The organism is Paenibacillus sp. GCM10027628 (genome assembly GCF_042676385.1).
In the GTDB taxonomy this organism is placed as follows: domain Bacteria; phylum Bacillota; class Bacilli; order Paenibacillales; family NBRC-103111; genus Paenibacillus_E.
The window spans coordinates 1-12,558 of record NZ_JBHTHA010000024.1 but is presented as its reverse complement, the minus strand read 5'-3'; the positions used below and the strand labels follow the sequence as shown (position 1 = coordinate 12,558).

12 protein-coding genes are annotated in these 12,558 nt (G+C 48.5%); 6 read left to right on the top strand and 6 right to left on the bottom strand.

Features of this window, described 5'->3' with window-relative positions; translation table 11 throughout:
* Positions 1-15: 15 nt before the first annotated feature.
* Together ACFQZT_RS18030 and nagA are read right to left on the bottom strand one after the other, a co-directional pair.
* The gene (locus ACFQZT_RS18030; protein ID WP_379302238.1) at positions 16-975 is read right to left on the bottom strand and encodes an ROK family protein; all 960 of its coding nucleotides are present in this window, start codon (positions 973-975) and stop codon (positions 16-18) included.
* Between the two features lie 19 nt (positions 976-994).
* Positions 995-2,203, bottom strand: a complete 1,209-nt coding sequence (gene nagA, locus ACFQZT_RS18025; RefSeq protein WP_379302237.1) for an N-acetylglucosamine-6-phosphate deacetylase — start codon at positions 2,201-2,203, stop codon at positions 995-997.
* A gap of 259 nt (positions 2,204-2,462) precedes the next feature.
* On the opposite strand from nagA, the gene ACFQZT_RS18020 reads away from it, so the two are divergent.
* The gene (locus ACFQZT_RS18020) at positions 2,463-3,506 is read left to right on the top strand and encodes an SIS domain-containing protein (RefSeq protein ID WP_379302236.1); all 1,044 of its coding nucleotides are present in this window, start codon (positions 2,463-2,465) and stop codon (positions 3,504-3,506) included.
* A gap of 240 nt (positions 3,507-3,746) precedes the next feature.
* Here the strand turns inward: ACFQZT_RS18020 and ACFQZT_RS18015 are convergent, their stop codons facing one another.
* From ACFQZT_RS18015 to trxB, 3 genes are all read right to left on the bottom strand, one after another.
* Entirely contained in the window at positions 3,747-4,457 is a 711-nt protein-coding gene (locus ACFQZT_RS18015) for a DsbA family oxidoreductase (RefSeq protein ID WP_379302235.1), read from the bottom strand.
* A gap of 100 nt (positions 4,458-4,557) precedes the next feature.
* A complete protein-coding gene (locus tag ACFQZT_RS18010; RefSeq protein ID WP_379302234.1) occupies positions 4,558-5,877 on the bottom strand; it encodes an MFS transporter in 1,320 nt (439 codons plus the stop codon).
* 89 nt (positions 5,878-5,966) lie between these two features.
* Positions 5,967-6,887: a thioredoxin-disulfide reductase gene (gene trxB, locus ACFQZT_RS18005; protein ID WP_379302233.1), complete on the bottom strand. Its 921-nt coding sequence runs from the start codon at positions 6,885-6,887 to the stop codon at positions 5,967-5,969.
* A gap of 207 nt (positions 6,888-7,094) precedes the next feature.
* Between trxB and ACFQZT_RS18000 the strand changes: the two genes are divergently transcribed.
* From ACFQZT_RS18000 to ACFQZT_RS17980, 5 genes are all read left to right on the top strand, one after another.
* Positions 7,095-7,607, top strand: coding sequence for a CBO0543 family protein (locus ACFQZT_RS18000; protein WP_379302281.1), 513 nt, complete (start codon positions 7,095-7,097; stop codon positions 7,605-7,607).
* Positions 7,561-8,052: a hypothetical protein gene (locus ACFQZT_RS17995; RefSeq protein ID WP_379302232.1), complete on the top strand. Its 492-nt coding sequence runs from the start codon at positions 7,561-7,563 to the stop codon at positions 8,050-8,052. The genes ACFQZT_RS18000 and ACFQZT_RS17995 overlap by 47 nt, the downstream gene beginning before the upstream one ends.
* Before the next feature lie 153 nt (positions 8,053-8,205).
* Positions 8,206-9,072: a VOC family protein gene (locus ACFQZT_RS17990; RefSeq protein WP_379302280.1), complete on the top strand. Its 867-nt coding sequence runs from the start codon at positions 8,206-8,208 to the stop codon at positions 9,070-9,072.
* Positions 9,073-9,236: 164 nt separating this feature from the next.
* The gene (locus tag ACFQZT_RS17985) at positions 9,237-10,124 is read left to right on the top strand and encodes a DMT family transporter (protein ID WP_379302231.1); all 888 of its coding nucleotides are present in this window, start codon (positions 9,237-9,239) and stop codon (positions 10,122-10,124) included.
* A gap of 157 nt (positions 10,125-10,281) precedes the next feature.
* Positions 10,282-10,707: a VOC family protein gene (locus ACFQZT_RS17980; protein WP_379302230.1), complete on the top strand. Its 426-nt coding sequence runs from the start codon at positions 10,282-10,284 to the stop codon at positions 10,705-10,707.
* A gap of 7 nt (positions 10,708-10,714) precedes the next feature.
* Here ACFQZT_RS17980 and ACFQZT_RS17975 read toward each other — a convergent pair whose 3' ends face one another.
* Entirely contained in the window at positions 10,715-12,265 is a 1,551-nt protein-coding gene (locus tag ACFQZT_RS17975) for an MDR family MFS transporter (RefSeq protein WP_379302229.1), read from the bottom strand.
* Positions 12,266-12,558 lie beyond the last annotated feature (293 nt).

Genomic DNA, 12,558 nt, shown 5'->3' with positions numbered 1-12,558 from the left:
TATTGCTGCGTCTATCTACTTTCTATTGCGATGCAGCGCCCAAAGCGCGCTGCCGACAATGCCGGCATCGTCATTAAGCTCGGCACTCTTGATGGCAAAATGATTCTGATAATCCTGAAGCAGCCTGGCATTGAGCTCCTGCTTCATCGGCTCAAAAATAAGGTCGCCCGCTAATGCGCCGCCCCCGCCGATAACGATAACGTCCGGTGAGAGAATCGGAACGACCCAAGCAAGCGCCCGGCCGAGTGCCTTCCCTGTCTGCTCCAATACTTCCTTAGCCAACTCGTCGCCTTCCAGGCAAGCCCTTGAAACATCACTTGCCCGGATTCCCGTAATGTCCGGGAACCAGTCTTTGAGCAAACTTGCCTGCCCCTGTTCCAGTCGGTGTCTGGCTTGACGCGCAATGCCCGTAGCCGATACGATCGTTTCGAGGCAGCCCATTCTCCCGCAATTGCATACGAAGCTTACTTCATCCATCGGAACATGCCCGATTTCTCCAGCCATAAAGCGGTGACCATGATAGATCTCCCCACGCTCCACGAACGCAGCAGCCAGCCCCGTACCAATGGTAATGCCATATACGTAGTCGTGGCCCCTACCAGCTCCAGCGACTGCTTCGCCATAGGCATACATGCGCACATCGTTATCGATATAAACAGGTTTGCCCATCATTCGCTGCAGCTCCGAAACGACCGGAACCTGCTGCCATTGCACGTTAACCGCCCTAATGCTCATTCCCGCTTCTGGGTCCACAAGACCCGGGATTCCTAGACCTACAACTTCCAGATCCTCAGTAGAGATGCCAATCTCTGCTCTCAGCTCTTCGAGAACAGCAGCGATCCCTTCCAAGATAAGCCTCGATCCTTTTTCCGGAGCCGTCGGGTATTTCCGCTTGATAAGCACTTTACCCGTTTCATCCATCAAACCGCATACAATATTGGTGCCGCCAACATCAACGCCAGCTGCGTATTTCACAGACATCCCCCCTTCAAGCTCATTCATTGATTTCTCGCTGATACACCCGTTGGCCAAGTACAAAGGTTTGGCTTACTTGAAACCGGTCATTCACCAGAATGAGATCAGCATCTTTGCCAAGCTCGATCGAGCCTTTGGCACGTTCTATGCCTAATTGTCTAGCCGGATTGATGGTCAAAGCGGGCACCAGATCCGCAAGCTCCATTCCGGTAAATGAAACGGCATTCGCTAAAGCCTCGATCATCGTCAGCGAGCTGCCTGCCAGGCTGCCTTCCGAAACACCATCCTGCTTCAAGAACACTTTGCCGTTCTTCATGATGACCGGCAGCTTCCCCAGCACATATTCGCCATCGGGACAACCGGCGGCACTCATGCTATCTGTGATCAAAACCACTTTGTCTTCCGGTTTCACGCTAAACACCCAGCGCACCAAATCAGGATGGACATGGTAACCGTCGCAAATCATCTCGGTTGCGAGCTGGTCCAGCATCAGTGAGCCTCCGGCAGCGCCTGGCTCTCTATGATGCAGCGGCCTCATGCCATTAAACAGATGGGTGACTTGGGTAGCTCCCCATTCGACAGCGTGCCTCATCGTTTCGAAATCGGCGTCCGTATGGCCCAATGAAATCGTGACGCCTTTACGCACCGCGTGCCTAATGACTTCTTCAGCATGATGAAGCTCAGGTGCGATTGTCATCAGCTTGATTGTCCCTTGCGAAGCCGACCAGAATGCTTCAAACTCACCGATCGTAGGCTCACGGAGATCGGCGGGATTCTGCGCACCGCATCGTGCGACGTTGAGGAAAGGACCTTCAAGATGCACGCCAAGCAGGCTAGCTCCTTGAGATTCTTCTCCCGACTGCATGGCCTGTGCGGCTGCGCGAAGCGCACGGATGATTTCTTCATGCGATGCAGTCAGCGTTGTCGCAAGCAAGGATGTTGTTCCATTCGCCGCATGGAACCTGCACATGCCGGCAATGTGTTCGGGATCCCCCGCCATCGCGTCGTAACCGCCGCCGCCATGAACGTGAATGTCAATGAAGCCCGGAAGCAAAAGCTGGCCGCAAGCATCTATGCTCTCCAGGACATCCTCTTTCTCTGTCACAGGGGCTGCTGACTTGCTTATTGCTGAAATGATGCCATCTCTAATCAGTAAACTACCTTCTTCGATCCAACCTTCAGGCGTTAAAATGCGTGCATTATAAATGCATGTCACTTTATTCAGCATCGACATCTCCCCCTTTTGACGCAGCCAATCATCGCGGACTGACCATTACATATTTATGATTATAATAATCTTGATATCTGATTTTTTCAATCTTTTTTTGATTGCAAATGCGCATATTTCGAGTAATTTTAAATAAATAAGCCTAAAAAAGATCGATAAAATCAAAATTTGATTGTAAAAATCATTTTTAGATTGAAAATTTGATTCTCATGATTTAAACTGTCATTACATCACAACCATTTATAGGAGGTCATTATTCATGAGCTTAACTTATAGTGAAATCAAGCAGCAGTATACGGCATTACAACAAACTTATGACTACTTGTTATCAAAAAGAGAGGAAATTGTCGCGTTTGCCCGCGCACAATCCGTCACTTCGATTACCTTCGTCGGCTGCGGCTCCAGCTATTGTTTAAGTGAATCGGCCGCTTTCTCCACTCGCTTACGAGCCGGTATTCCTTCAAGCGCGCTCGCCGGCGGCGACTTAATGCTAAATCCGCAGCGATACCGAGCTCTGCTGTCCGATACACTGCTGGTTGCTCCATCACGTTCCGGAAGCACCAGTGAGGTGGTCGAGGCGGTACGTTTGATCCGCGCCGACAAGCACATTCCGGTCTTGGCGCTTTCCTGCGTCACCGACTCGCCGTTATCGAAACGGGCCGACTTCTCGTTAGAGCTGCCATGGGCGTTCGACCATAGCGTTTGCCAAACGAGAACCGTTACGAACCTATATACAGCTAACCTTTTATTAGCTGCTTTCCTTGGCAATGATGAGCCGCTGATCGCCGACATTCAGAAGGCGATTCAGCAAGGCGAAGCTTATATGACGCACGTGGAGAGCGGCATCCGCGAAGCGGCGAGCTTCGAATGGACCAATGCCGTCGTGCTGGCTGACGGCGAACTGCAAGGCCTCGCATCCGAAGGTGCGATTGCATTAACGGAAATTGCCAAGGTGCAGGCACACTCCTTCCACCTCTTGGATGTTCGTCATGGTCCTATGGTAACCGTAGGCCCCGATACACTCGTTATCGCCGCGATCTCCGGCGATGGCACTGAGCATCAGCGCAATCTGATGCGTGATATTAAAGGCAGAGGCGCGAAGATCATCGCATTCGCTGATCGTGCAGGAGCTGTGCCGGCGGAACACGTTGATTTGGCTGTCATCTCCGACAATGAACTGGATATTGCAGCGCAAGGTATTCCCTTCATCTTCATTCCGCAAATCGTCGCACTGGCCAGCGCCGAACGTCAAGGCATTAATCCCGATCAGCCTGACGGTCTTGTCGCTTGGGTGAAGCTGTAAGAAAAACCGTCAGGGTCTTCCCTGACGGCTGCACACTTCAAATCCGTAACGATGAAAAACATCGCTATTCACTCGTTTCCATTTACTTTTGCGTCACTAACGCTGAATAACATCGTTCCAGCTTCACTCAGCGTCCCATATCGTCGAACTACCTTAGAATGGTGAGCCACACGTCCTCCTGGCAACAACAAACAAGCCTATCTCCCTTTCCCGGGAATAGGCTTGTTTTTTATAGAGGGTCTATTCAATACTGCACGAGCCGTCAGCGCACATATCGCCGGATCCGCCCGCTGCTCCGTTCAGGACAGTAAGTGGCTTCATCTCGTTCCAAGCTTTCTCGAGCGCATCAAGAAACACGGAAGCCGGTTGTGCGCCGGATACCGCATATTTGCGGTTAATGACATAGAACGGAACCCCGCGAACGCCCAAGCGGGAGCCTTCAAGCTGATCGGCGCGAACCTCATCAGCGAATTGATCGCTCGCCAACATCGCCTCGGCAGCATGAGGGTCCAGCCCTACTTCGGTAGCAATGGCGAGCAAAGTATCCCTCTGACCGACATGCTTCGAATCCGTGAAGTAAGCTTTGAACAGCAGCTCCGCGACCTCTTTGCTTTTGCCATACTGCGCAGCGAAATGCAGGAGCCTATGAGCGTCCATCGTATTCGTGAGAACCAGCGTATCGAAATGAAAGTCCAAACCCTCGGCTTCCGCCTGTTTGCCAAGCTGTGCATTCATCGCTTTTGCTTCATCGCGGCTCATCCCATACTTGGAAGCAAGCATATCATGCACATCATGAGCTACATCCTTCGGTGCGTTCTCATCCAATTGAAAGCTCTTGTATATGATCTCTACCTGATCCTTATGGGCAAACTGAGCAAGCCCGGATTCAATTCGACGTTTACCGATATAACAAAACGGACACGCAATGTCCGACCAAATTTCCACTTGCATATAAATACCTCCTCTTTGTTACTTCATCAATCTATCCCCGCAAATGATTCTCGTGCAAACTGCAACTTGAATAAGCACATTATAAATCATTCTTTGACAACTAGGCAAGGCTGCCTTGTGCACTACGCTTGTACCATACGAGCATTGCAAGAGAGATCAGACTTACGATGAATAAAATACCATACACATGTCGGTATGCTTGAAGGAGAGGGATATTCGCTTGTACATCCAGCAAAATTCCGCAAACTGCGACGGAAATGGATCCGCCGAAAAATTGAATGAGCTGCATCAAGCCCATGCCCGTCCCTATCAATGACTTTGGAAGAATCCGTGACGTTTCGTTGTTTAAGGAAGCAATTGTCGCTGAGAATGCCGGCGAGAAACATAAATATCCGCATAGAATAACAGCTGGGGAGGCGCCTACAATCCCATAGAAAGCAACCATCACCAGGGCTAATAGACAATGCCCGATTATCAAAAATCGCAGATTGCCATACCTGTCAATCCAACGCCCGACGAATCGAGTAAGAAAGACCGACAAAATCGCGCCTGGCGCGATCGTCAAGCCGATCCACATGGCCGACATTTCAAATAGATGCGCTAATACAAGCGGCATGAGAAACAAATTGCCAAGATTCAGCACCAAAATACAGAAGCCGATGACAAGCAGCTTCCGGTACGCTGTTTTGGTCAGCAGCGTAGGATTAATGAATGTTTCTTTCCCCCGCTTCATATGCCAAGCATGCATAATAAGTGACAAGCAGCTAATGACAAGCCATGCGACGGATCGCTGAGTCACAGCTAACAGGAGCGTTGCCGCATTGACAATGGTTAAAATAGAACCAAAGACATCAAAACGGAATTGGACCGCATTTTCTTTAGGCAGCAGGCGCAAAAGGACGGGAAGAATAACCAGCACAAGGCAGGTTATCGCGAACAACCCGTTCCAGCCAAGATATTCGCTGATCAAGCCGCCGACGATCGGTCCTAGCCCGAAAGCCATGGCGCTTCCTGCAGAAATCATAGCGATGGCCGCTCCGCGTCTTTCAATCGGAATATAGCGGCTGGCCAGCACCAGTCCAAGGCCGGCCATCACACCGGCCCCGGCGGATTGAAGAATACGGGCTGTAAGCAAAGCGTTGAAGTCTCGCGCAAACAGCCCGAAGATAGACGAAAGCCCGAGCACCAGAAGCCCTACGGTCAGCAGTCTGCGAATCGGTACAACATCCGAGAGCCTGCTGTAAATGACCGTCGATAAAGCATATCCGATCGAGTAGCTCGAAATGACCCACGAACCAAGGTCCGGAGAGATGCCAAGATCTTGGATAATACTTGGGATAGATACATTAAACATGGTTGTATTCATCACGACGATGAACAAGCCAATGGTCCACACCGGCATTACAATTTTATCATTCATTTGTATCCGTCCAATCTAAACAAGAGATATGAAAATATCCTTTCATTATACAATTATCTGACCAACTGAAAAAGAGCTGCCACGGCAGCTCATCTAGTATAATATCGTTGACAATCCAATGCAGCCATGCAGCCGGAACCGATCGCGTTCAAAATTTGCCGATATCTCCGGTCCTGAACATCCCCACAGGCAAAAACACCGGGAATATCGGTTTCTGTTGTCCCGGGCTTCACTATGACATAGCCATGTTCATCCAAGGGGATCTGATTGGCTAGAAACTCCGTATTAGGCCTGCTTCCTATCGCAATGAATACTCCGTCCGCATCCAATCTTTCCTCCAGTCCCGACACTTGATTGGTTACTTTGAGCCCCTTGACTCCTTTATCTCCTGCAATGACTTCAAGCGGAGTCCGATTCGTCAGCCATTGGATTTTACGGATTTCACGCGCTCTCTCTAGCATTGCCAAAGAAGCACGCCATTTATCGGTCCGATTGATAACCGTAATCTCCGCCGCGTAGTGGGATAAATAGATCGCCTCCTCCATCGCCGAGTCACCTCCGCCAACAACAACAACTTTTTTATCCCGAAAAAAGAAAGCGCTGCAAGGTGCGCACGTGCTTACCCCTAGTCCTTGGAATTCTTTCTCTCCAGGTATGCCTAAAAATTTGGCCGTTGTCCCTGTAGCGATAATTAATGTCTCTGTACTAATCTCGCCCCAGCCTTCAAGCCAAACTCTAAAAGGCCGCTTCGATAAATCAACCTTGTAGACATCGCCAATCTTGACTTGGGCTCCGAACTGCTCAGCTTGTTTAAACATATTATCGAGCAGGTCCGGTCCGCTTATCCCACGAAGAAAGCCTGGGAAATAATCAATTTCCATCGTCGTCGTTAAATGATAGCTGGGCTTCTCGCCTTTAATAACGAGCGGCTTCAGACCTGCTCTTGCCAAATAGACGGCAGCCGTAAAACCGGCAAGCCCACCCCCAATGATGATGCTTTTGTATTCCATATGAACCTCCCGGCACTGTCAACATTTTCATTATTATGACTCTTTGCAGTGAGCTCTATTCGGTAATGAATAAGAGCCGTTATTTTAAACACACTATAGAGAGCAAGCAGCAAATCGAAAGGGGTTAACGTGGTGGAAAAAATATTATTAAGAATTTTGTTCGTGTCGTCGTTAGCGGCTGCCCCGTTCATTTTAAAACGTAAGAACATGCTTATGTATCTCATTGTATTTTTTGCTAAGTGTGTTTTATCCAGTTCACTAGACTCCTATTTTATTAAAAAAGGGAGGATTTCTTATCCAGTCCGCCCCATGGCCAAAACGTTCGACACCAATATTTTGTACGATTTATTATTTTATCCTTTGCTTAGTATAATTTGGGTTAGATCAACCTATAACAGCAAACCGCTGGAAATGTTAACAAGAAGCTTATATTACAGTGTACCGATGTCCGCCTTGCAATGGTTTTTGGAACGAAAAACCGCATTGTTCAAGTGGAAAGCTTGGTCGGTTTGGCATTCATTTGCATCGATTAATTTTACGTTATTTACGATACGAGGATTGGTAGGGCTAATAAGAAGACTAAACCCCATATCTGCAGAGGGAGAACATGAAAGGAACGATATCGAACCCGAAAAAAACATAAATCGGCCTTCATCCGGGCTCATTGCAAATATTGCTGGCACTCGTTCGCCATACCATCACTATGAACAAATCCGATAAAATCGAGAAATTACTATGGAGTATTGCACTCCCAGGGTTTGGTCAACTGCTGAATCAAAAATATATAAAAGGGATAACGCTTGTCATTCTGGAATTTATCGTCAATTTCAAATCCAATCTCAATGTCATTATTATCGACAGCTTTAAAGGGAACATCCAGGCAGCCGTGCAGCATACGGATTATCATTGGTTGATGTTTTATCCGTGCTTATACATGTTCGGTATTTGGGATGCTTATAAAGATGCGGGCGATACGGCTGAATTTGCCTACATTCCATTTGTGTTTGGTGCTTTTCTAGGTACAGTAGGCATCATTTATTCCGATGTTCTCCGACCTTTCGGTGTTCTTATGGGACCGGTTTGGCTGCCTATGATTTTTTCATTCGTTGGAAATGCGATAGGCATTGCTTTGTTTTATTCATTACAAAAGCAGCCGAAAATGTAAGAAGGGATGCTCCCGTCAGCTACGGACCGTCGGGAAATCCCTTCTTTTGGCTTTAAAAAGGAGGGAGCGGAGCGTGCAAAATAATTAATTGACGCAACTTAATAACTATAATAAACTTAATTACAATAAGTAAGTAATTGGGAGTGAACTATGATGTCCGTATCTCTTCATTCAGATATCAAACTTGGAATCGTTAAGCTGAAAGTGTCTGACTTGGAACGTTCTTTACGCTTTTACCAAGAAGTTGTCGGCTTGCAGATTCTTAAAGCTGACTCGAAACTAGCAGAGCTAACGGTAGATGGGCGTCACCCCTTTCTACTGCTCGAAGAAATTCCGAATGCTCATATTACAGCCCGAAGGTCCGCTGCCGGCCTTTATCACTTCGCTATCCTGCTGCCCACTCGTCAAGATTTGGGAGCTTCCTTGCGGAATCTGGTACAATCCGGCATTCATATCGGTCAAGCCGACCATTTAGTTAGTGAAGCTCTATACATTACCGATCCGGATAATAACGGCATTGAAATTTACTGCGATCGCCCGCGTGACACTTGGCGCCGCGATGCCGAAGGCAACTATATTATGGCTTCCGATCCGATTGACTGGGACGGCCTGCTGAGCGAAGCGTCGGATGTGCCTTGGAACGGCTTGCCCGTGGGCACGACAATGGGGCATATTCACTTCCATGTGAAAGATTTGTCGGCGTCCAAACGATTCTACTGTGACGTTCTCGGTTTCGATATCGTTGCTGATGCTTCAGCGACCATGAGAGCATTATTTATTTCCGCCGGAGGCTATCATCATCATATCGGCATGAATCTTTGGGCCGGCCAGGATGCTCCCGTACCCGCTCCGAATGCAACGGGGCTAGATTATTACACGATCATTTTTCCAAATGCGAATGAGAGAGCGCTTGCTGTACAGCGTTTACAGAATGCCGGATATTCCGTTTCAGAACAAGAAGGAGCCCTTGTCGTTATTGATCCTTCAAGTATCCGGTTGAGAATGGTAAGTGAGGCGTAGCAAGTCCTTATTTAACGACAAATTCGATCGAATTCAGCGATCTCCATTTCCCAGCCCCTATTAACCTTGGATTTACGCCTTGAGCCGCAACTTTACCCTGCTGCCGGATCGTGCTTATAATGGTAAAGTTGCTTAGACTAACGAACCGGAAAGGGACAGAATTCATGGCTAACGGGGCTATTATATTACGTTTGCTAGGCGTATCCCTGTTGTGGGGCTGCAATTATGTAGCAAGCGCTTATTTATTGCGGGATTTTTCACCGATTTTTTTGTCTTATTCACGGCTAGTGCTGACATCTGTCTTTCTAGTATCTATTGCTTTGATTAATAGAAAAATGAAGCGGCCAACGAAGCAGGAATGGCTTATCCTTGTTTTTGCCGGTCTTTTCGGCACGTTATTCAACCAGTTCTTCTATTTCATCGGGCTGCAGCACTCTACAGCCGGCAATGCTTCTCTTATTATCGCATTGTCCCCGGTAGCGACTACGTTCTTGGCCCGAATGTTTCTGGGAGAATCCATCACTTTTAATAAATTGGCAGGAGCTTCACTTGCGTTAGCAGGTGTCGTGCTCATTGTGCTTTTGGGAGGCAAAAGCATTGGGATTTCCATGGGGGATATCCTGATCCTGCTGGCCATGCTGGCGTTATCGGTCAGTCTGCTGTTCATCCGGAAGCTATCCGCAACGATGCCTTCCTACGATATCACGATTCTCGCCACTGTCATTGGCACTGTTCTGATGACCCCCGCAGCGCTCTGGGAAGCGAGCCAAGGTCATATGCACATCAGCCTGCATGTAACAATGTGGTTAATATTGACTTGCGTAGCGATCTTCGGCCAAGGACTCGCCGGCTTTTGGTGGAATCAAGGGATTTCCGTTGTCGGCGCTTCGACGAGCTCGATGTTTATGAACATCCCGCCGTTTGTTGCCATCGTAATCGCATATTTCGTCTTGCACGACCCGATTCAAATTGCTCAAATCGCCGGTGGCGTGCTCATCCTCATTGGCGTCACCGTTTCAAACCGCCAGAAAAGTACGCCGGCAGCCGCATAATTGCATGAAAACAAGCTTAGTCAAAACCGCAATGAACGTCGCGGAGACTAAGCTTTTTTTATTTGAAGTTTATGACAATACTTGTCACTATTACGGGTTACAATAAACATCAAGCAGGAACAAAATATGAAATATGAAAACTAAGGAGATGTTAAGAATGAGCTTACTGTTGAACCCTTTTATCATGTTGGACGGAAGTGCCAAGGAAGCGATTGAATTTTATGAAAAATCATTAAGTGCCAAAGTTCTCTTTAAACAGACCTTTGGCGAGGGCCCGCAAAGCCCCAAATTCCCTTTATCCGCAGATGAAAAGGATCGTATCGCACATTCCGTGTTAAAAATCGGAGAATCGGAAATGATGGTTTCCGATTTGATGCCGGGTCAAACCCATCAGATTGGAAACCAAGTGAACATCTGTATTACGGTGAACGAAACCGAACAGGCCAAGCAAATCTATGAGGCTTTACGGCAAAACGGTCAAGTGAATATTCCTCTGGCAGCCATTCATTTCAGCCCTGCTTATGGAATGGTCACAGATCAATATGGCGTTACGTTCCAAATTTTCACTAAGCGCCCCAGCTAATATCAGATTAATGGTTGCCACTTATTTCGGCTTTCGCTTTGCCATGCCCGCTTTTTTGACCTTCGGTGGGAATAATCATCCGGGCATTGCCCATGAACAGGATCGTGAGGAACGCCAGAACGGGTAGAAGGATAGCCCACTGAAACATCGTCGAGATCGAGGATGAAAGGAAACTGACGATATTGTCCATGATTTCCTTGGGAATGGCTGCCCGTTTCTCGGGAGTCAACAGCTCGCGCGCATTGCCGAACGTTTCACCGAGAGATCCGCCCGCACTGCCGAATGTGTCGCTCAGCTTGCTGGTCAGTACGTTACGCTGAATGATACCAAACACCGTTAGTCCCACCGTCATGCCGAGTGAGCGGACGAATGCCAGCGTCGAGTTCGCCGAGCCTCTTTGGCGCATGTCAAAGCTGTGCATGCCTGCCACCCCGAGCACTGAGAACGAAAACCCGACGCCCAAGCCGGCAACGATCATATAAACGGTCAGCAACCAGTTTGACGTGTTCGGTGTAAGCGTGCCGAGCAGGCACATACCGAGCATAAACACAATAGCGGAGAACAACATGATACTTCTATAGGACGTCTTCGCCGAAAATATGCCGCCGGCTTGCGAAGCCACCACCGAGCTTAACGTCATCGGCAGCAAGATGAGCCCCGAATTGGTCGCCGACCCGCCCGTTACGCCTTGCACATAAATCGGAATAAACATCGAGAACGTGATGAACCCCGCGCCATAAAAAAGACTGGTGATCGTGCTTGCCGCAAACAGCCGCTTCCGAAACATCGAGTAGGAAAGGATCGGCTCCTCGGCCTTCGTTTCCGCAAACAGAAACGCTGCCATCAACACCGCCGCCGCCGCAAACATTCCGACAATGATGGGGGAAGCCCACGCGTATTGCTGCCCGCCAAGTTCCAGCGCAAACATGAGGCAAACGATCGAGCCGACGAGCGTGGCGGCACCCCACCAGTCAATCCGCTGTTTGGCGTGCTTCATCGATTCATGATAGAAGAAAAAGACAAGCGCAAATGCGATCAAACCGATCGGCAGGTTGATGTAAAAAATCCAGCGCCACTTCAAGTAGTCCGTCATATATGCGCCGAGCAGCGGGCCGATCAAGCTCGACGCTCCGAATACGGCCCCGAACATCCCGCCCATTTTGCCCCGTTTTTCCGACGGAACGATGTCGAACATGATGGTAAAAGCGATCGGCATCAAAGCGCCGCCGCCGATCCCCTGGATGGCACGATAAATGCTGAGTTCGACAATATGATGCGCCGTACCGCACAGGATCGAACCCAATAAAAACAAGGAGATGCCGAATACGAAAAAACGTTTTCTGCCATACATATCCGACAGCTTTCCAAAAATCGGCATAGCGGCCATCTCGGCAACGAGATAGGCGGAAGTTACCCAAACGAATTTGTCGAGGCCGCCGAGATCGGCAACGATCGTTCCCATAGCGGTCGCTACGATCGTATTGTCGATCGCCGCCGCGAGAATACCTAGCAGCAACCCCGCGATGACAAAACCTAATCTGCTTCTTTGCTGTACCATTCTTTTTTGCTCCTTTTCATTCATTTAGATGACAGTCACTTTACTGAGATTTGCTTGGAGAAATCCATTCCTTTTACAACCATCGTTTAATTTGCCATTTCGAACGCCCCCTCATTTTTAACTGAATCAATTTTCGTCTCTATAGTAATAATATTACTATTAATAATATTACTATGTCAATGGGCTTTAAAAATTTTTCCTTTTGCTCGGAAATGAAGAAAGACCTCAGTACAATCGGGTAGGAGGCTACCCATTAGTTGAGTAGCCGACCTCCCACACCACCGTACGTACCG

Excerpts from the sequence above, each read along its gene's own strand:
- nagA (WP_379302237.1), bottom strand. The coding sequence starts at position 2,203 with ATGCTGAATAAAGTGACATGCATTTATAATGCACGCATTTTAACGCCT.
- ACFQZT_RS18020 (WP_379302236.1), top strand. The coding sequence starts at position 2,463 with ATGAGCTTAACTTATAGTGAAATCAAGCAGCAGTATACGGCATTACAA.
- ACFQZT_RS18015 (WP_379302235.1), bottom strand. The coding sequence starts at position 4,457 with ATGCAAGTGGAAATTTGGTCGGACATTGCGTGTCCGTTTTGTTATATC.
- ACFQZT_RS18010 (WP_379302234.1), bottom strand. The coding sequence starts at position 5,877 with ATGAATGATAAAATTGTAATGCCGGTGTGGACCATTGGCTTGTTCATC.
- trxB (WP_379302233.1), bottom strand. The coding sequence starts at position 6,887 with ATGGAATACAAAAGCATCATCATTGGGGGTGGGCTTGCCGGTTTTACG.
- ACFQZT_RS18000 (WP_379302281.1), top strand. The coding sequence starts at position 7,095 with ATGCTTATGTATCTCATTGTATTTTTTGCTAAGTGTGTTTTATCCAGT.
- ACFQZT_RS17990 (WP_379302280.1), top strand. The coding sequence starts at position 8,206 with ATGTCCGTATCTCTTCATTCAGATATCAAACTTGGAATCGTTAAGCTG.
- ACFQZT_RS17985 (WP_379302231.1), top strand. The coding sequence starts at position 9,237 with ATGGCTAACGGGGCTATTATATTACGTTTGCTAGGCGTATCCCTGTTG.
- ACFQZT_RS17980 (WP_379302230.1), top strand. The coding sequence starts at position 10,282 with ATGAGCTTACTGTTGAACCCTTTTATCATGTTGGACGGAAGTGCCAAG.
- ACFQZT_RS17975 (WP_379302229.1), bottom strand. The coding sequence starts at position 12,265 with ATGGTACAGCAAAGAAGCAGATTAGGTTTTGTCATCGCGGGGTTGCTG.